Genomic DNA, 18472 nt, shown 5'->3' on the forward strand with positions numbered 1-18472 from the left:
GAAGGAGCGTCAGGAGACGGGCCTGGAGTCCGTCCACACCGACTCGAACTCCTCGCGGTACGTCTCGAAGAGGCCGTGTTCACTGTCCTGCCCCGCCCTGACCACCGCACGCCCGCCGCCCCGGAGCACCAGCACGGGCGCCTCCATCCCGCGTGCGCGCCGCAGATACGGCTGGACGACCCCGACGGCGTCCGGCCCGTCGCCGTCCACCAGGTAGGCCGTGAAGCGCGGCGTCTCGTCGAAGACATGGATCTGGAAGGCTCCCGGGTCGCGGAGCTTGGAACGGACCCGGCGCATGTGGAGGATGTTCATCTCCACGGAGCGGCTCAGTTCGCCCTTCTTGAGGCCCAGTTCGCGCTCCCGGCGCTTGACCGCGCTGCTCGCGGGGTTGATGAACAGCAGCCGCACCCGGCAGCCGGACTCGGCGAGGCGCACCAGCCGGCGCCCCGAGAAGTTCTGCGTCAGGAGGTTGAGGCCTATGCCGATCGCGTCCAGCCGGCGCGCGCCGCCGAACAGGTCCTCGGCGGGCAGCTGGCGCTGGAGCCGCACGCGGTCGGGGTGGACCGAGACGACGTCGGCGTACCGGTCGCCGACCAGCTCCTCCACCGCGTCCACGGGCAGCCGGTCGGCGGACGGGACCGCTGCGCCGCTGCCGAGGATCTCCAGGAGCCGTGCGGACGCCCGCTCGGCCTGGGCCAGCACCGCCTCGTTCAGCGCGCGGTTGCGGGAGACGACGTTGCGCGCCACCTCCAGCTCGTCCAGGGCGAGCTCCACCTCGCGGCGGTCGTCGAAGTACGGCTCGAAACAGGGCCAGTGCTGGACCATCAGCTCACGCAGCTGCGGCAGCGTCAGGAAGCTCAGGACGTTGTCGTCGGCCGGGTCCAGCAGATAGCCCTTGCGGCGCGAGACCTCGCGGACCGCCACGGCGCGCTGCACCCATTCCTGCCCGGCGGGCCCCGCGGCGGCCACGACCCAGTCCTCGCCGTGCACCGGCTCGTAGATCGGCCGGATCACGGCGGAGACCACGGCGCGCAGCCGCTGCTCCACCAGATTCAGCCAGATGTACGCGCGCCCGGCACGCTGGGCGCGCGTGCGCACCTCGTTCCAGGCGTCCGCTCCCCAGTCCAGCTCGGCGCCGATCTCCATGGGCTGCGCGAGGGAGACAGCCCCCGGCGGGGCATCGGTCGACTCCCCCTCGTGACCCGCGTCACCTGGGGGCAGCTCGAACCCTCCCGAGCTCACCCGCGTACCGCCTTCCACTCCCCCATCAACGATCAAGGAAGGGTACTCCGGGAGCGGGAGCCGTGCAGCCGGATGCGCAGCCTCCTTTCTCAACTCCCCCATGACAAGGGCCTGTTCCTTGCGGCGAGATCGGGTGGAGTGAGATGGTTCATAGCGATTGCGCACCCCCTCGCACGCCGTACGACGGACGGAGGAGCGACCGGGCGGCCCGGCCCCCCTGTTCGGGCGACATGACGTGTCCGAGGTTGACCGGTGCGGTGGGAACACGCCGACGGAACCCGGCCGCACCGCCCGACGTACTAGGTACAGGACCGTCTTTCGGGGAGTATCGGGTCGAAAACCCCCAGCACCCGGATCAGAAGTGGAAGAGTCCTATCTATGCAGGTCTGGCCGGGACACGCGTATCCCCTCGGCGCCACCTACGACGGCGCCGGAACCAACTTCGCGGTCTTCTCGGAGGCCGCCGACCGAATCGAGTTGTGCCTGCTGCACGACGACGGTTCAGAAACGGCGGTGGAGCTCCGCGAGACCGACGCCTTCGTGCGTCACGCCTATCTGCCCGGGGTGATGCCGGGGCAGCGCTACGGCTTCCGGGTGCACGGTCCGTACGAGCCGCAGCGCGGGCAGCGCTGCAACTCGGCGAAACTGCTCCTCGATCCGTACGCGCGCGCGATCTCGGGGCAGATCGAGTGGGGCGAGGCGGTGTACGGCTATCCCTTCGGCAAGCCGGACGAGCGCAACGATCTCGACTCGGCGCCGCACATGATGAGCTCGGTCGTGGTCAACCCGTACTTCGACTGGGGTGACGACCGCCGGCCGCGCACCGACTACCACCGCACGGTGATCTACGAGGCCCATGTGAAGGGCCTGACGATGCTCCACCCGGGCCTCCCCGAGGAGCTCCGCGGCACCTACGCCGGACTCGCGCACCCGGAGATCATCGCCCATCTGACGGAGCTCGGCGTCACGGCGATCGAGCTGATGCCGGTCCACCAGTTCGTCCAGGACCACCGGCTCGCCGACGCCGGGCTGGCCAACTACTGGGGCTACAACACCATCGGCTTCTTCGCCCCGCACAACGCGTACGCCTCCTGGGGTGACCGCGGCGAGCAGGTGCTGGAGTTCAAGCAGGCGGTGAAGGCGCTCCACCAGGCGGGCATCGAGGTCATCCTCGATGTGGTCTACAACCACACGGCGGAGGGCAACCACCTCGGCCCGACGCTCTCGTTCCGCGGTCTGGACAACGCCTCGTACTACCGGCTGGCAGACGACCAGAAGTACTACATGGACACCACCGGCACGGGGAACTCGCTGCTGATGCGGTCTCCGCACGTCCTCCAGCTGATCATGGACTCGCTGCGGTACTGGGTCACCGAGATGCATGTGGACGGCTTCCGCTTCGACCTGGCCGCGACGCTCGCACGCCAGTTCCACGAGGTGGACCGGCTGTCCTCGTTCTTCGACCTCGTGCAGCAGGACCCGGTGGTCAGTCAGGTGAAGCTGATCGCCGAGCCCTGGGACGTGGGCGAGGGCGGTTACCAGGTGGGGAACTTCCCGCCGCTGTGGACCGAGTGGAACGGCAAGTACCGGGACACCGTGCGGGACCTGTGGCGCGGTGAGCCCAGGACCCTCGCGGAGTTCGCCGGACGTCTCACCGGCTCCTCCGACCTCTACCAGGACGACGGCAGGCGCCCGCTGGCCTCGATCAACTTCACCACCTGCCACGACGGCTTCACGCTGCACGACCTGGTCTCGTACAACGAGAAGCGCAACGACGCCAACGGCGAGGGCAACCGGGACGGCGAGAGCCACAACCGTTCGTGGAACTGCGGGGCGGAGGGGGAGACCGAGGACAAGGAGGTCCTGGAGCTGCGCAGCCGTCAGATGCGCAACTTCATCGCCACGCTGATGCTCTCCCAGGGCGTGCCCATGCTGAGCCACGGCGACGAGTTCGCGCGTACGCAGCGGGGCAACAACAACGGCTACTGCCAGGACAACGAGCTCTCCTGGGTGCACTGGCCGGACCCGGCCGCGGCCTCGCGCGCCGAGGACGGCGAGACGGACGGCTCCGGCACGGACACGAGCCTTCTGGAGTTCACCCGGGCCATGGTCTGGCTGCGCCGCGACCACCCGGTCTTCCGGCGCCGGCGCTTCTTCCACGGGCGGCCCGTCGAGGGCACGCACGACGAGCTCTCCGACATCGCGTGGTTCACCCCGCGGGGTGAGGAGATGACCCAGCGGGACTGGCAGGCGGCGCACGCCAAGGCGATGACGGTCTTCCTCAACGGCCACGCGATCTCCGAGCCGGGGCCGCGTGGTGAGCGGATCTCGGACGACTCGTTCCTGCTGATGTTCAACGCGGGAGCGGAGTCGCTGGAATTCGCCGTGCCGATGAACCACGGCAAGCAGTGGCAGGTCGTCGTGGACACGGCGATTCCGGACGGGGTGCCGCCGGGCGCGGGCCCGAAGGTGTCGGCGGGCGAGCGGGTGACGCTGGTGGGGCGCAGTCTGACGGTGCTCAAGCGTCCGGCGTAGGCCATCGGGGTGTCCGGGGCCGGGCGGGCACCGCCCGGCCGGTACCGGGTGGCGGAGAAGGTGGGAGAGAGGCGGCCATGTGGGTACGTACGAGTCCATGACGCCCACCGCCACGTACCGGCTGCAGCTGCAACCGGACTTCCCGTTCGCCGCCGCCGCGGACGCCGTGCCGTACATCGCCGAGCTCGGCGTCTCGCATCTGCATCTGTCACCCGTCCTGGAGGCCGTGCCGGGCTCGGGGCACGGTTACGACGTCGTCGACCACACCAGGGTGCGGGCGGAGTTCGGCGGTGAGGAGGGGCTGCGCCGGCTGGCCGCCACGGCGCGGGCCCACGGCCTCGGGCTGGTCCTGGACATCGTGCCGAACCACATGGCCGCCGCGCCCCGGCACAACCTGCCGCTGTGGGAGGTGCTGCGCGAGGGCCCGGGGTCGCCGTACGCCCGGTGGTTCGACATCGACTGGGCGGCGGGCGGCGGGAAGGTGCTGCTGCCCGTACTCGCCGGGCGCATCGGTGAGGAGAGCGGCAGCTTCGAGACGGGCGTCAGGGACGACGGCACACCCGTGCTCCGCTACGGCGACCTGGAGTTCCCCCTGCGGGAGGGGACCGCGGGCCTCCCGCTGCCGGAGCTGCTGGCCTCGCAGCACTACAGGCTCGCGTGGTGGCGGCTGGCCAGGACCGAGCTGAACTACCGGCGGTTCTTCACCATCTCCGACCTGATCGGTGTCCGCGTGGAGCACCCGGAGGTCTTCACGGCGACCCACGCCAAGATCCTCGAACTGGTCGCCGACGGGGTCGTCGACGGGCTGCGCATCGACCACCCGGACGGGCTGGCGGATCCCGCCGCCTACCTGGGACGGCTGGGCGAGGCCACCGGCGGCCGGTGGACGGTCGTGGAGAAGATCCTCACCGGCCCCGAGGCACTGCCGGCCGGCTGGGCGGTCGCGGGGACGACGGGGTACGACGCGCTGCACCGGATCGACGGGCTGTTCACCGACCCGATGGGCGCCGCGGACCTGCTCGGCCGCTACCGCGACTTCGCGGGGCCGCCCGGGGACCGCGGCGGCTACTGGACGGCCACCGTCCGCCGTGCGGCGTACCGCGTGGTCACCCATGAGCTGGCCGCCGAGACGGAGTGGCTGACCCGCCTCGCGGTCGAGGCGTGCGCCGCTGATCCGGCGCTGCACGACCACGCGCCGTGGGCGTTGCACACGGCGGTGCGCGAGCTGCTCGTACGCGTCCCCGTCTACCGGCCGTACGTCACGGCGGGCGGGCCGCTCTCGGAGATCGCCGAGTCGACGCTCCCGGCGGAGGCGGTGCGTGACGCCAAGGCGGTGTTCCCCGTCTCGCAGGAGGCGGAGGCCGTCGACGTGGTGCGGGATCTGGCGCTGGGCCGGCTCGGGGACGGGCCGGAGCACGCGGCCTTCTGCGCACGGTTCGCGCAGACGGCCTCCGCGCTGCACGCCAAGTCGGTGGAGGACACCGCGTTCTACCGCTACGTCCCGCTGATCTCGGCGACGGAGGTCGGCGGCGACCCGGGGCAGCCGGCGGTGAGCCCGGAGGACTTCCACGCCTTCTGCGCCCGCACCGCCCGGGACTGGCCGGCCACCGGCACCGTGCTGACGACCCACGACACCAAGCGCAGTGGGGACGTGCGGGCCAGGATCGCGGTCCTGTCCGAGTGCCCGGAGCGGTGGTCCACGCTGGTGGCGCAGCTGGCGAGGGCGAGTACGGTGGCGGCGCCGGATCCCCAGCTGGCCTGGCAGGCCTGGCAGTCGGCGTACGGCTGTGCGGGCGTTCCCGTGGGTGAGATGGCGGGCAGGCTGGAGCCCGCACTGCTGAAGGCGGTGCGCGAGGCGGGCCTGTTCACCAGCTGGACCGAGCCGGATCCGGCGTACGAGCGGGCGGTGACCGACTTCGTGGCGGCGGGTCCGGGCAGTGACGCGGGTGAGGCCCGGGAGATGATGACCCGCTTCGCGGAGGCGCTCGCCCCCTTCGTACGGGCCAATGTCCTGGGCGCCGCCCTGGTCCATCTGACGATGCCCGGGGTGCCCGATCTGTACCAGGGCACGGAGCGGGAGTACATCGCGCTCGTCGACCCGGACAACCGGCGGCCCTTCACCAGGCCCTCCGGCGGACAGGACGAGAAGGCGGCGCTGACGGCCGCCGCGCTGCGCCTGCGCCGGGACCGCCCGGAGCTCTTCGGGGAGTCGGGCACCTACGCCCCGCTCGCGGCCCGGGGGCCGGCCGCCGCCCACTGCCTGGCGTTCTGCCGGTCCGGCGAGGTGGTCACCGCGGTGACCCGGCTGGCGCTGCGGCTCGACGAGGAGGGCGGCTGGCGCGGGACGGAGCTGACGCTGCCCGACGAGGGCCCGTGGACCGATCTCCTGTGCCCGGGGCGGGAGTTCACGGGTGCGGCGGTCTCCGTGGCGGAGCTCTTCGAGGACCGGCCGGTGGCACTGCTGACGCGGACGGGGTGCTGAGGACGCCGGAGCCTGGCCGCTCGGACGCCTGGCCGCTCGGGCGCCTTGGCCGCTCGGGCGCTGAGAGGACGCCTGGCCGCTCGAGCGCTGAGGACCCCGAACGCCTGGCCGCTCGGACGGCGGGCCGCTCCGGTGGGCAGTGGCGCGCGCCCGGTCCGATGAGCGGCGGACGGTGCTTCGGGAGGCCTGGGGGCGGTGTGTGCTCAGGCGGGCGGGACGGGCAGGGACGCGGTGAGCCGGAAGGCAACCCTGCCGAAGCTCACCTGGTCGCCGTCGCGCACCACCACCGAGCCGACGACCCGCTGGCCGTTGACGCACGTGCCGTTCGTCGAGCCGAGGTCGCGCAGGATCCAGCGGCTGCCGTACGCGGTCAGTTCGGCGTGCATCCGCGACACCGTCTCGTGACCGAGGCGGAGACCGTTGCCCGGGTCGCGGCCGATGCGCAACGGGTGCGGGCCGGGCACCGGGAGCAGGAGTCTGGGCAGCCTCTCGGACTGCCACGCCATGCGCAGCCGGGCCGGGAAGGCCGAGACCCCGCCCACCGCGCGGAACAGCCCGCGCGACCAGCGGCCGCGGGTCTCCAGGTCGGAGGTGAGGGCTTGCAGCTCGTCGGACCGGCGTGCGCTCAGGGCCAGTTCCATGCGTCGCAGGAAGGTGTCGTGCGAGAGCTTTCCCTGCGCTGCGCCGTCTCTGAGCACACCGAGGACACGGTCGCGCTCGGCGTCGGAAAGCCGCGCGGGATGCGTGTAGGGCTCGAAGGAGGACGTCACGCAACGATTGTCGGGCCGAGACGCCCGAGGTGTCCAGACGGTGCCCGATTCCGGCGGGCCTGACCTGCACCGCACGCGTCAATGGCGTACGCCGGCGGCGCGGAAGTTGTTATGGTCACGCGCCGTCCCGGCCGATCGGGCGGTACCCCCGCCGAGGAGATTTTGTGACCCTTGCACCAACCGGCCTGACCGTCCGTCCGCTCACCGGAGCGGACGAACTCGGGCTGTTCTGCCGTCTCTCCTACGTCCTGGACCATGAGCTCGCCGACGATCTGGCCACGGGCCGGCGCCGCCCCGAGTGGATGTGGGTGGCGCTGCGCGGCGACCGTGTCCTGGCCCGCGTCGCCTGGTGGACGGGCCGGCCCGGGTCGGGGCCGCAGGCACTGGACTTCTTCGACCTGGACGACTCGCTGCCTGAGCCGGAGCGCGGCGCGATCGGGCTCCGGCTGCTGGAGGCGGCGACGGAGGCCGTCGTCCCGGCCGGGGCGGCCCGTCCCGAGTACGGACGGTTCATCCCGCCCGGCTGGCGCGACGACCCGGCGGCACGCGAGGTCGTGGAGGCCCGGACACGGGTCATGGAGGCGGCCGGGGCCCGGATGCTCGTGGAACGGCTGCGCCTGGAGTGGCGCAAGGGCACGCCCGTTCCCGAGGACGACGGCCGGCTGGTCTTCCGTCCGGTCTCCGGACGTGAGGACCTCCTCGCCCTGATGACCCCGGTGCTGGAGGGCACGCTCGACGCCCACGGGCAGCAGGACCTGGCGTCCGGGCTCAGCGCCCGGGAGGCGGCGGAGCAGCACTACGACGACGAGTTCGCGCACTTCAGGACACCGCAGGAGTGGTGGCGGATCGCGGAACTGCCGGACGGTGAACCGGTGGGCTTCGTGGTCCCCGCCCGGAACAACTACCACCCTGTGATCGCCTACATCGGCGTGCTGCCGGCCCATCGCGGGCGCGGCTACGTCGACGGCATCCTGGCCGAGGGCACCCGGGTGCTCGCCGCCCAGGGAGTGGACCGGATCAGGGCGGCGACCGACCTCGGCAACGTCCCCATGGCGAAGTCCTTCGCGCGTCTGGGGTACGTGAACTTCGAGCGCGCCCTCAACATGGTGTGGGACCTGCCGTAAACCGGTAGCCCCTGCGCGCCGGGGCCCCTACCCTCGCGGAGGAACTACGGCCCCGGACGCGGAAGGAGGCGAGACACGTGCGCACCACCTCGTTCCCGCGCTCCCGTCCCGTCCGCAGGGCGGTGTCGGACTCGGTCTGACCGGGAGCGCAAGCCCGTCGTCACCCAGTCCTGGAGGACACACCCATGACCTCTCCGGTCATCCGCGCGCTCACGCCGAGCGACTCGCGTCTTTTCCACACCCTGCCGGGCCCCTTCCTCGTCGGACGGGCCGCGTTCGGCCACCGCTACGCCACCGTGCACGAGGGCGGTGAGTACCGCCCCGAGTGGACGTGGGTCGCCCTGCGCGACGGCGTCGTCGTCGCGAGGGCCGCCTGGTGGGGCGGCCCCGAGGACACCGAGCCACTGCTGCTCAACTACTTCGACTTCGCCGAGGGCGAGGACGATGCCGCCGCCGAACTCCTGCGCCGCGCCCCGTGGTCCGTCGAGTACGAGCTGATCGTGCCGCCGCACTGGCGGGAGATCCCTGAGGTACGGACGGCCGCCTCGGCGCGGATCGCCGCGGCGGAGGCGGCCGGCATGAAACCGCTGGTCGAGCGCTACCGCTACGAGTGGACCCCGGCGGACGGGCTGCCGGAGCGGCCGGGCCGGCTGGAGTTCCGCGCGGAGCCCGACGACGCGGTGATCCTGGAGGTGCTGCGCCGCGTCCACTCCGTGACGCTGGACGCCCACGCCCTGCAAACCATCGAGGGCCCGGGCGGTCTGGAACAGGCCGCCCAGGAGGAGCTGGACTTCTTCAACTGGTGCCCCTCGCCCCGCGCGTGGTGGCAGCTCGCGTACACCCTGGACGGCGAACTCGCGGGCATCCACGTGCCCGCCCGCAATCCGGGCGGGCCGTGCATAGGCTTCATCGGGGTCGTGCCGGAGGCGCGCGGCCACGGCTACGGCTACGACCTGCTGGTGGAGTGCACCCGCTTCCTCGCCGGGGAGGGCGCCACGTCCGTCGCCGGCGCGACGGACCGGGGCAATGTGCCGATGGCCGCCGCGTTCGCACGCGCCGGTCATCGCATCATCCAGGAGCGTGTTCACCTGGTGTGAGTCCGGGGCGCAGCGCACCCGTGCCGGTGCGCTGCGCGCTGATCAGGTCGCGGTACCAGGCGTAGGACTCCTTGGGGGTGCGGCGCAGCGTCCGGTAGTCGATGTGCACCAGGCCGAACCGCTTGCTGGCGCCCTCGGTCCACTCGACGTTGTCGGTGAGTGACCAGGTGAAGTAGCCCCGTACGTCGACGCCCGCGTCGATGGCCCTGCCCAGCGCCTCCAGGTGTCCTTCGAGGAAGGCGATGCGGCGGCCGTCGGCGACGGGCTCGTCGACGGCGCAGCCGTTCTCCGTGATGTAGACGGGCGGCAGCCGGTCCCCGAAGCGGTCCCGGAGCTGGCCGAGCGTCTCGGCGAGCCCGTCGGGGACGACGGGCCAGCCGAAGTCGGTGGTGTCGTAGCCCTCGATCTCCCTTATGCCGAAGGGGAGTCCGGGGGGCATCGAGTAGCCGGAGAAGGAGTCCAGCGCCTCGGGCCTGGGGGCGCCGACGAGGGTGGGGTTGTAGTAGTTGACCCCGTACCAGTCGAGCGGTGTGGAGATGGTCTTGAGGTCGTCCTGGACCGGACCGGGCATCAGGGCGGCGAATCCCTCGTCCGGGTAGCGGCCGGTGAGGACAGGGTCGGCGAACAGCCAGTTGGTCAGGGTGTCGTAGAGCTCGGCGCCCATGCGGTCCTCGTCGGTGTCCCCCGCCGTCCAGACAGGGGTGTGGGAGAGCGCGATGCCGATGTTGCCGGCGCCCGCGGCGCGCAGGGCCCGTACGGCCAGGCCGTGGGCGAGCAGCTGGTGGTGGGCGGCGGGCAGGGCGTCGAAGAGGAGGGTGCGGCCGGGGGCGTGCTCGCCGAGGGCGTAGCCGAGCATCGTCACCTCGGCCGGTTCGTTGATGGTGATCCACATGGGTACCCGGTCGGCGAGGCGTTCGGCGACGATGCCCGCGTACTCCGCGAAGCGGTAGGCGGTGTCCCGGTTGAGCCAGCCGCCCGCCTCGTCCAGCGGGAGCGGGGTGTCCCAGTGGTAGAGCGTCGGCGCGGGGGTGATGCCGTGGGCGCAGAGCTCGTCGACGAGCCGGTCGTAGAAGTCGAGTCCGGCGGGGTTGAGGGAGCCGCTGCCGCCGGGGACGACGCGGGGCCAGCTGATCGAGAAGCGGAAGGCGTCCGCGCCCAGACCTGCCAGCAGCGCGACGTCCTCGCGGTAGTGCTCGTGGAAGCCGGTGCCGCGGGTGGTGTCGGTGCCGTCCTTGATGCGGCCGGGCTGTGCGGCGAAGGCGTCCCAGCCGGAGAGCCCCTTGCCGTCGGTGTCGAAGGCGCCTTCCGTCTGGAAGGCGGACGCGGAGGCTCCCCACAGGAAGCCTGGTGGGAAGGTCGGCACGGTCATCTCGGCCTCCAGCAGCCGTGGGAGGGACCTCGGTGGTACTGCCCGGGTGCACTACGTATGAGCAGAACCCGGCAGGGCAATGATCAGGACCAGACCCTAATCGCCAGTTACGGACTCGCTCCAGTGTCCCGGGGCCGCGTGTGTGACTTCCGCCGATCATGGGGGCCTCCGGGTGAGGCATCCCGTTCATGGACGAGGAGTGGTGAATGCAGTTCGAGGTGTGGGCCCCTGCCGCGGAGTCGGTCGCGCTCTGCACGGCCGGCGGGCGGAGTCCGATGGACCGTGACACGCGGCGTGCGGGCTGGTGGACGGCCGAGGCCGAGGCGGCGGACGGCGACCTGTACGGCTTCTCGCTGGACGGCGGCCCCGTGCTGCCCGACCCGCGGTCCCGTCGTCAGCCGGACGGGCCGGACGGCCGGAGCGCGGTCGTGGACCACGCGGCGTACCCCTGGCGGACCGCCGCGTGGGCGGGGCGCGGCCTGCCGGGCGCCGTCCTGTACGAGCTGCACGTCGGCACGTTCACGGAGGAGGGCACCTTCGGCGCGGCGGCCGAGCGGCTCGGCCACCTGGTGGACCTCGGTATCACCCATGTGGAGCTGATGCCCGTCTGCCCGTTCCCGGGAACACACGGCTGGGGGTACGAAGGGGTGTCGCTCTGGGCGGTGCACGAGCCGTACGGAGGCCCGGCCGGGCTGAAGCACTTCGTCGACACGGCGCACGGCCTGGGGCTCGCCGTCGTCCTGGACGTGGTCCACAACCACCTGGGCCCCTCGGGCAACTACCTCCCCGCCTTCGGGCCGTACTTCACGGACACCCACCACACCCCCTGGGGCTCGGCGGTGAACCTCGACGCCCCCGGCTCGGACGAGGTGCGCGCGTATCTGCTGGGGAGCGCGCTGGCCTGGCTGCGGGACTACCACCTGGACGGCCTGCGCCTGGACGCCGTACACGCGCTGGCCGACGGCCGGGCACTCACGTTCCTGGAGGAGCTCTCCACCGCCGTGGACGCTCTCGCCTCCGAGCTCGGCCGGCCGCTCGGTCTGATCGCGGAGTCCGATCTCTGCGATCCACGGACGACCACACCGCGCACCGAGGGCGGTATCGGACTGCACGCCCAGTGGAACGACGACTTCCACCACGCCCTGCACACCGCGCTCACCGGCGAGTCCCAGGGCTACTACGCGGACTTCGCCACCGCCCCCTTCACCGCGCTCGCCAAGACCATGACCAGCGCCTTCTTCCACAACGGCAGCTACTCCAGCTTCCGGGGCCGCACGCACGGCCGCCCGGTGGACGTCACCCGTACCCCGGCGCACCGCTTCGTCGGCTACGCCCAGACCCACGACCAGATCGGCAACCGCGCGCTCGGGGACCGGCTCGCGGCCTCGCTGAGCCCCGGACTCCAGGCGTGCGCGGCGACGCTCGTGCTCACGGGGCCGTTCACGCCGATGCTGTTCATGGGCGAGGAGTGGGGCGCCCGCACCCCGTGGCAGTTCTTCACCGACCACACGGATCCCGGTCTCGCCCGTGCCGTACGCGAGGGCAGACGCAGGGAGTTCGCGGCGCACGGCTGGGCGGAGGAGGACATCCCCGATCCGCAGGACCCTGCCACCCGGGCCCGCTCGTGCCTCGACTGGAGCGAGCCCGGGCGTGAACCGCACGCCCGGCTGCACGCCTGGTCCCGCGAGCTGATCGCCTTGCGGCGCACCCTGCCGGACCTTTCCGATCCGGACCTCGCCTCCGTGAAGACGGCGTACGACCAGGACGCGCGCTGGATCGCCTACCGCAGGGGCGAGCTGAGGGTCGCGGTCAACCTGTCGGGGAAGCCGGCGGCCATCCCGCTGGGGGCGGGACGGCACCGCCGCGGCGGGGGCCGGGTGCTGGCCGCCTGGGAGCCGGTGGAGGCTCCGGGCTCCGACGGGCTGCTGCACCTGCCGCCGGAGTCGTGCGTGGTGCTCGCCGACGACTGAAGGGCTCCCCTGCTCGCGGGCTCACGTCGGCACACCGGCGCGGGCACCCCGGCCGGCGCAGGCTATCCGCGCTCCGGGCTCGGTCCGGAGGCCTCGTCGGGCGCGGCCTCGGCCTTCGGGTGGAGTATCTCGCGGGCCTGCTCCGCGGCGCGGGCGAGGCTCTCCGAGACGAAGTCCATGAAGCGGGCGATGTTCTCGAGGCGGGCGGCGGCCGGGCTGTCGGGGCCGAGGATCCCGACGCCCTGCCGCGCGGTCTCGACGAGCAGGGTGTGGGACCGGGCGGCGGCGATCATCGACTGGTACCAGACGTCGTCGTCGGCGAAGTAGCGCTCGCGGCGGCCTTCTTCGCGCTCGCGGCGGATGAGGCCCTGGTTCTCGAGGAACGCGACCGCCTTGGAGACGGACGCCGGGCTGACCTGGAGGCTCCGCACGAGTTCGGACGCGGTGAGACTGCCGGCGTCGGCGGTGTAGAGGGCGACCAGCACCCGCGCGGTCATCTTGGGCAGCCCCGACTGCATGAGGACGGCGGTGAACGTCTCCTCGTACGCACGCACGGCCTCGGGGTCGCGGCCGTGGGCCTGCGGGGGCGCCTCCGGCCCGCGGGGCGCGGTCTGCCTGCGCTGGTGCGCGCGCCGTTCGGTGGCGCGGTGGGCCAGGTCGGCGCGGTAGCCGGCCGGACCACCGTTGCGCATCACCTCACGCGTGATCGTCGAGGTCGGGCGGTCGAGACGTCTGGCGACCTCCGCGTAGGCGAGCCCGTCGGCCAGCCCCAGCGCGATCTGCTGACGTTCCTGCTGAGTGAGCCTGCCTCCCGGCACAGCGATCTCCCCCTTCGTACGTCCCTGACCCCCTCAGCATAGCGTTCATTTTCACACCATTGCAACGGCCGCGCGCCTGACGTTGCATTAAATTTCGTGGCATTGCAACGCTACATGGCGCACCACCTGCTGTAATTCACTTCAAGTGCGGCAAAGTCGTTGAAGGATCTTTGAACGCAACGTAGCTTTTCCTATGTCGGAAACACCCGCGAACAAGGAGAGCATGATGCAGACCTTCACCTCCCCCGCCCCGGTCTCCGCCGTCCTCGACATCCCCGCGGGGAGCGTCCGGTTCATCGCCTCCGACCGGGCCGATGCCCCCGTCGAGGTGCTGCCCGCCGACGCCTCGCACGGCCGCGACGTCAAGGCGGCGGAGCAGACCGAGGTCCGGTACGCCGACGGCACCCTGCGGATCGGGTCCCCGGCGAAGAGCCGGATACTCTACGCCGGGGCCCGTCCCGCCGGCACGGCGCGCGGGTGGCCCCCGGGACCCCGTCGGCCGGCGGGGGCCCGGGCGGACCCCGGGCCGGACGGCGGCGCGCGGGCGGTCCCCAGGCCACGGTCGGCCGGCGGCGCGCGGGCGTTCCCTACTCGACGATCGCCATGTCGCGGGGCGTGGTGTTCAGCCGCCTGCCCCCGTCCCCGGTGACCGTGACGATGTCCTCGATGCGGACGCCGAAGCGGCCCGGAAGATAGACACCCGGCTCCACGGAGAAGCACATTCCCGGCACGAGCGGCTGCTCCTCGCCCTCGATCATGTAGGGCGGCTCGTGCGTGGTGACGCCAATGCCGTGGCCGGTGCGGTGGATGAACCGCTCGCCGTAACCGAATTCGGTGATCACGGCGCGGGCCGCCCGGTCGATCTCCTGGCAGGCCACTCCCGGCCGCACGGCACGGCAGCCCGCCTCCTGCGCCTCCCGTACGACGTCGTGGACACGCTGCTCCTCGGCGGTGGGTTCGCCGACGTGGACCGTACGGGAGGTGTCCGAGCCGTAGCCGTGCTTCAGTCCGCCGAAGTCCAGGACGACCATGTCGCCGCCTTCGATGGTGCGGTCACCCGCCTCGTGGTGCGGGTTCGCCCCGTTCGGGCCGGAGCCGACCACGGTGAAGTCGACCTGGGAGTGGCCGTGTTCGGTGAGCAGACCGGCCAGGTCCGCGGCCACCTCACTCTCCCTGCGGCCCGCGAACCGCACCTTGAGGATCTCTTCGTACGTGGCGTCCGCGGCGGCTCCCGCCGCCGCGAGCCGCTCCAGTTCCGCCGCGTCCTTGACCGCGCGCAGCATCGGCAGGGCCTCGGTGAGCGAGGCGTAGGAGGTGTCGGGCAGCAGCGCGTGCAGCGCCAGCAGGTGCAGGGCCCAGGCGTTGTCGCTGATTCCGAACCGGCCCTCGGCGTCGAGGAGTCCGGCGGCCAGGGCGTACGGGTTCGCGGCGTCGGTCCAGTCCCGCAGGGTGAGGGCGGGAGCGCCCACCGCGCGCTCCGCGTCGGCCGCCTCCAGGGCCGGTACAACGAGGACGGGGTCGTGACCCGCCCGCAGGACGAGCAGGGTCAGGCGTTCGGTGTCCGCGGTCGGCCGGTAGCCGGTGAGATGGACCATGTCGGGCCCCGGCGCGACGAGAACACCTGCCAGGCCAGCGGCGTCGGCGGACTCGGCGGCCCGGGTCATCCGGTTCCGGTAGTCGTCGGCGGTGAAGGGCACGGGCTGGTCGGTGCTGGGCATGAGGACCTCCTGGCGGGGCGACGCGGCACACAGCATCCTGCCCGTCCGCCCCGGTGCACGCGAGCGGTATCCGGGCTGCGTGCGTCGCGGCTCAGGAACGGCGTACGACGAGGTCGGCACGGTCGCGGTGCCGCTCGACCAGCCGGGCGTTGCGCTCGTCGGACCCGGCGACCCAGCGCTCGGCGTCCGGCCGGGACTTCCCGAAGCGCACGTGCCGGTCCACGAGCCCGCCGATCCGGGCCCGCGGATCGGCGTCCAGGAACCACACCTCGTCCAGCAGGCCGCGCACCGGCGCCCAGGGGCCTTCGTCCAGCAGCAGGTAGTTGCCCTCCGTCACGACGAGCGGCGTGCCGTGGGGTACGCGCACCGATCCGGCGACCGGCTCCTCCAGGGCCCGGTCGAAGGCGGGTGCGTAGACCGCGTCCGGGCCCGGGTCCCGCAGCCGGCGCAGGAGTGCCGCGTATCCGGCGGCGTCGAAGGTGTCGGGCGCGCCCTTGCGGTCCGCCCGCCCGAGGCGTTGCAGCTCCGCCCCGGCCAGGTGGAAGCCGTCCATCGGCACGAGGACGGCGCACCCGTCGAGCGCGTCGACGACGCGGGCCGCCAGCGTGGACTTCCCGGCGCCGGGCGCGCCCGCGATGCCGAGGATGCGGCGCCCGCCGGCGCCGGCGAGGCGGCGTGCGCGGTCGGTCAGCGCGGCGAGGTCGCTCGTGTCCATGGCGGGCATTCTCCCCGGACGGGCCGGCCCGCGTTAGTGTTACGTATAACCACGTCATGGCACGCACCTTCTGCACGAGGATCCCCATGTCTTACATCGCCCTGGTCACTCTGGTCGTCCGCGACTACGACGAGGCCCTCTCCTTCTACACCGGCGCACTCGGTTTCGAGCTGGCCGAGGACACGGACCGGGGCGACGGCTCGCGCTGGGTGGTCGTGCGGCCGCGGGGCACGTCCGGCACCGGCATTCTGCTGGCCCGCGCCAAGGACGACGCACAGCGCGCGAGCGTCGGGGCGCAGACGGGCGGCCGGGTCGGCTTCTTCCTGCACACGGAGGACTTCGCCGGCGACCACGAGCGGATGCGCGCCGCCGGGGTCCGCTTCCTGGAGGAGCCGCGGCACGAGGCGTACGGATCGGTGGCGGTGTTCGAGGACCTCTACGGCAACCGCTGGGACCTGCTGCAGCCCGCGTGAGCCGCTGTTCTCATACGGGTTCCGCCGCCGCGGCCAGCGCTTCCAGGACCGGCTTGATCAGCGGGTGACCCTCGGCCCCCTGCCGCACCGCGGCGAACACCCGCCGGGTCGGGGCGGCACCCTCGACGGGGCGTACGACGACCCGTCCGCGCTCGGTGCCGCGCAGGGCCGAGCGGGGCACCAGCGCCACTCCGGCCCCCGCTCCGGCGAGGGCGACCACGGCGTGGAAGTCGTCGGACGAGTGCTCCAGCCGGGGTTCGAAGCCCGCGTACTCGCACGCCAGGACGACCACGTCGTGGCAGGGGTTGCCCGGGTACGGGCCGATCCACGCGTCCTCGGCGAGCTCGGCGACGGCTACGTGCTCCTGGCCGGCGAGGCGGTGGCCGACCGGCAGCACCGCGTCGAAGGGCTCGGAGTACAGCGGCAGCCGGGTCAGCCTCCGGTCGTCGTCACCGGGCGCCCCCCGGTACTCCACGGCGACCGCCACGTCGACCAGCCGGTCGAGCACCATGGGCACGCTCGCGTCGCCCTCGGCGTCCTGCACCCGCACCCGGATGCCGGGCGCGGTGCGGGTGAGCTCGGCGATGGCGGGGGCGAGGACCAGTCCGATGCCCGTGGCGAACGCGGCGACGGTGACCGTCCCCGCGACGCCCGCGCCGTAGTCGGCGAGCTCCGCCTCGGCCCGCTCCAGCTGGGCGAGGACCGCGTTGGTGTGGGACAGCAGGATCTCCCCGGCCGGTGTCAGCCGGGTGCCCCTCGCCCCGCGCTCGACCAGCCGGTGGCCGGTCTCCTGTTCCAGCGCGGCGAGCTGCTGGGAGACGGCGGAGGGCGTGAGGTACATGGCCGCGGCGGCTGCGGTCACCGTCCGGTGGTCGGCCACCGCTCGCAGGACACGCAGCCGCCGTACATCGATCATGCGCTCATTGTCCCTGTTCGCAGGGGCCGCTCACGCCTCCAGTGCGGCCCGCGCGTCGACGAACGCGTCGACGGCACGGTTGACGTCCTCCGTGGAGTGGGCCGCGGAGAGCTGGACGCGGATGCGCGCGGCCCCCTGCGGGACGACGGGGTAGGAGAACCCGATCACGTACACACCGCGCTCGAGGAGCAGTTCCGCCATCCTGCCTGCCTTCGCCGCGTCCCCGATCATGACGGGGGCGATGGCGTGGTCGCCGGGCAGGATGTCGAAGCCCTCGTCGGTCATCCTGGAGCGGAAGAGCGCGGTGTTGGCATTCAGCCGCTCACGCAGGTCTCCGGCGCTCTCCAGCAGGTCGATGACCTTCAGGGAGGCGGCGGCGATGACCGGGGCGAGCGAGTTGGAGAAGAGGTACGGGCGCGAGCGCTGGCGCAGCAGCGCGACGATCTCGGCGCGCGCGGCGACGTAGCCGCCGGACGCGCCGCCCAGGGCCTTGCCGAGCGTGCCGGTGATGATGTCGACCCGGTCCATCACGCCGTGCAGTTCCGGGGTGCCACGGCCGCCGGGGCCGACGAAGCCGACGGCGTGCGAGTCGTCGACCATGACCATCGCGCCGTAGCGGTCGGCGAGGTCGCAGATCTCGGCCAGCGGGGCGACGTACCCGTCCATGGAGAAGACGCCGTCGGTGACGACGAGGCGGCGCCGGGCACCGGAGGCTTCCTTGAGCTGCTGCTCCAGGTCTGCCATGTCGCGGTTGGCGTAGCGGTACCGCTTCGCCTTGGAGAGGCGGATGCCGTCGATGATCGAGGCGTGGTTGAGGGCGTCGGAGATCACCGCGTCCTCGGGGCCGAGGAGCGTCTCGAACACTCCGCCGTTGGCGTCGAAGCAGGAGGAGTAGAGGATCGTGTCCTCCTGGCCGAGGAAGGCGGAGAGCCGCTGCTCCAGCTCCTTGTGGACCTCCTGGGTGCCGCAGATGAAGCGGACGGACGCGAGGCCGTAGCCCCAGCGGTCCAGCGCCTCGTGCGCGGCGGAGACGACCTCGGGGTGGTCGGCGAGACCGAGGTAGTTGTTCGCGCAGAAGTTGAGCACCTCGCCCGCGCGGCCCCCGGCGGTGACGGCGACGGTGGCGGACTGCGGGGTGCCGATGACGCGTTCCGGCTTCTGGAGACCGGCGTCGCGGATCTCGTCGAGGGTGGTGCGCAGGTCGTCGCGTACGGATTCGAACATGTCGGGTGTCTCCCAGGTG

General features: G+C 72.4%; 14 protein-coding genes. 6 read left to right on the forward strand and 8 right to left on the reverse strand.

The features are described from left to right. Positions 1 to 9: 9 nt before the first annotated feature. Positions 10 to 1242 carry an SAV2148 family HEPN domain-containing protein gene (locus ACFYQ6_RS14005; RefSeq protein ID WP_145811960.1) on the reverse strand — a complete coding sequence of 411 codons (1233 nt, stop codon included), beginning with the start codon at positions 1240 to 1242 and terminating at the stop codon, positions 10 to 12. A 378-nt stretch (positions 1243 to 1620) separates the two neighbouring features. On the opposite strand from ACFYQ6_RS14005, the gene glgX reads away from it, so the two are divergent. Both glgX and treY read left to right on the forward strand, forming a co-directional pair. Then, on the forward strand, positions 1621 to 3777 hold the full coding sequence (gene glgX, locus ACFYQ6_RS14010; protein WP_361583946.1) for a glycogen debranching protein GlgX: 2157 nt from the start codon (positions 1621 to 1623) through the stop codon (positions 3775 to 3777). A gap of 97 nt (positions 3778 to 3874) precedes the next feature. Continuing rightward, positions 3875 to 6259 (forward strand): malto-oligosyltrehalose synthase, encoded by a 2385-nt coding sequence (gene treY, locus ACFYQ6_RS14015; protein ID WP_388763057.1) that lies wholly within the window; start codon positions 3875 to 3877, stop codon positions 6257 to 6259. 203 nt (positions 6260 to 6462) lie between these two features. Here the strand turns inward: treY and ACFYQ6_RS14020 are convergent, their stop codons facing one another. After that, the gene (locus tag ACFYQ6_RS14020; protein ID WP_361583940.1) at positions 6463 to 7029 is read right to left on the reverse strand and encodes a DUF1707 and FHA domain-containing protein; all 567 of its coding nucleotides are present in this window, start codon (positions 7027 to 7029) and stop codon (positions 6463 to 6465) included. Positions 7030 to 7193: 164 nt separating this feature from the next. Here ACFYQ6_RS14020 and ACFYQ6_RS14025 point away from each other — a divergent pair, with 164 nt between their 5' ends. Together ACFYQ6_RS14025 and ACFYQ6_RS14030 are read left to right on the forward strand one after the other, a co-directional pair. Continuing rightward, positions 7194 to 8153, forward strand: coding sequence for a GNAT family N-acetyltransferase (locus ACFYQ6_RS14025; protein ID WP_361583938.1), 960 nt, complete (start codon positions 7194 to 7196; stop codon positions 8151 to 8153). A 185-nt stretch (positions 8154 to 8338) separates the two neighbouring features. Then, positions 8339 to 9250 (forward strand): GNAT family N-acetyltransferase, encoded by a 912-nt coding sequence (locus ACFYQ6_RS14030; protein ID WP_361583935.1) that lies wholly within the window; start codon positions 8339 to 8341, stop codon positions 9248 to 9250. Here the strand turns inward: ACFYQ6_RS14030 and ACFYQ6_RS14035 are convergent. Continuing rightward, positions 9222 to 10619: a GH1 family beta-glucosidase gene (locus ACFYQ6_RS14035; RefSeq protein ID WP_361583933.1), complete on the reverse strand. Its 1398-nt coding sequence runs from the start codon at positions 10617 to 10619 to the stop codon at positions 9222 to 9224. The genes ACFYQ6_RS14030 and ACFYQ6_RS14035 overlap by 29 nt on opposite strands. Positions 10620 to 10825: 206 nt before the next feature. On the opposite strand from ACFYQ6_RS14035, the gene treZ reads away from it, so the two are divergent. Next, positions 10826 to 12589 (forward strand): malto-oligosyltrehalose trehalohydrolase, encoded by a 1764-nt coding sequence (gene treZ / locus ACFYQ6_RS14040; RefSeq protein WP_361583930.1) that lies wholly within the window; start codon positions 10826 to 10828, stop codon positions 12587 to 12589. A 62-nt stretch (positions 12590 to 12651) separates the two neighbouring features. Here the strand turns inward: treZ and ACFYQ6_RS14045 are convergent, their stop codons facing one another. The 3 genes from ACFYQ6_RS14045 to ACFYQ6_RS14055 all read right to left on the reverse strand — a co-directional run bounded on the left by ACFYQ6_RS14045 (position 12652) and on the right by ACFYQ6_RS14055 (position 15840). Then, a complete protein-coding gene (locus ACFYQ6_RS14045; RefSeq protein WP_361583928.1) occupies positions 12652 to 13407 on the reverse strand; it encodes a helix-turn-helix domain-containing protein in 756 nt (251 codons plus the stop codon). Between the two features lie 587 nt (positions 13408 to 13994). Beyond that, positions 13995 to 15125, reverse strand: a complete 1131-nt coding sequence (locus tag ACFYQ6_RS14050; RefSeq protein ID WP_361583925.1) for an aminopeptidase P family protein — start codon at positions 15123 to 15125, stop codon at positions 13995 to 13997. A gap of 91 nt (positions 15126 to 15216) precedes the next feature. After that, positions 15217 to 15840, reverse strand: a complete 624-nt coding sequence (locus ACFYQ6_RS14055; RefSeq protein ID WP_361583923.1) for a nucleoside/nucleotide kinase family protein — start codon at positions 15838 to 15840, stop codon at positions 15217 to 15219. A gap of 86 nt (positions 15841 to 15926) precedes the next feature. Here ACFYQ6_RS14055 and ACFYQ6_RS14060 point away from each other — a divergent pair, with 86 nt between their 5' ends. Beyond that, positions 15927 to 16313, forward strand: a complete 387-nt coding sequence (locus ACFYQ6_RS14060; protein ID WP_361583920.1) for a VOC family protein — start codon at positions 15927 to 15929, stop codon at positions 16311 to 16313. A gap of 10 nt (positions 16314 to 16323) precedes the next feature. Here ACFYQ6_RS14060 and ACFYQ6_RS14065 read toward each other — a convergent pair whose 3' ends face one another. Then, positions 16324 to 17229: a LysR family transcriptional regulator gene (locus ACFYQ6_RS14065; protein ID WP_388763062.1), complete on the reverse strand. Its 906-nt coding sequence runs from the start codon at positions 17227 to 17229 to the stop codon at positions 16324 to 16326. A 30-nt stretch (positions 17230 to 17259) separates the two neighbouring features. Further along, positions 17260 to 18453 carry a glycine C-acetyltransferase gene (locus ACFYQ6_RS14070; RefSeq protein ID WP_388763064.1) on the reverse strand — a complete coding sequence of 398 codons (1194 nt, stop codon included), beginning with the start codon at positions 18451 to 18453 and terminating at the stop codon, positions 17260 to 17262. Between the last annotated feature and the right edge of the window lie 19 nt (positions 18454 to 18472).

Source organism: Streptomyces sp. NPDC005494 (assembly GCF_042872025.1).
Taxonomy (GTDB): Bacteria; Actinomycetota; Actinomycetes; order Streptomycetales; family Streptomycetaceae; genus Streptomyces.

Coding starts and splice junctions, on each gene's coding strand:
- treZ (WP_361583930.1), top strand. CDS start 10,826: ATGCAGTTCGAGGTGTGGGCCCCTGCCGCGGAGTCGGTCGCGCTCTGC.
- ACFYQ6_RS14070 (WP_388763064.1), bottom strand. CDS start 18,453: ATGTTCGAATCCGTACGCGACGACCTGCGCACCACCCTCGACGAGATC.
- ACFYQ6_RS14055 (WP_361583923.1), bottom strand. CDS start 15,840: ATGGACACGAGCGACCTCGCCGCGCTGACCGACCGCGCACGCCGCCTC.
- ACFYQ6_RS14030 (WP_361583935.1), top strand. CDS start 8,339: ATGACCTCTCCGGTCATCCGCGCGCTCACGCCGAGCGACTCGCGTCTT.
- ACFYQ6_RS14050 (WP_361583925.1), bottom strand. CDS start 15,125: ATGCCCAGCACCGACCAGCCCGTGCCCTTCACCGCCGACGACTACCGG.
- ACFYQ6_RS14065 (WP_388763062.1), bottom strand. CDS start 17,229: ATGATCGATGTACGGCGGCTGCGTGTCCTGCGAGCGGTGGCCGACCAC.
- ACFYQ6_RS14035 (WP_361583933.1), bottom strand. CDS start 10,619: ATGACCGTGCCGACCTTCCCACCAGGCTTCCTGTGGGGAGCCTCCGCG.
- ACFYQ6_RS14060 (WP_361583920.1), top strand. CDS start 15,927: ATGTCTTACATCGCCCTGGTCACTCTGGTCGTCCGCGACTACGACGAG.
- glgX (WP_361583946.1), top strand. CDS start 1,621: ATGCAGGTCTGGCCGGGACACGCGTATCCCCTCGGCGCCACCTACGAC.
- treY (WP_388763057.1), top strand. CDS start 3,875: ATGACGCCCACCGCCACGTACCGGCTGCAGCTGCAACCGGACTTCCCG.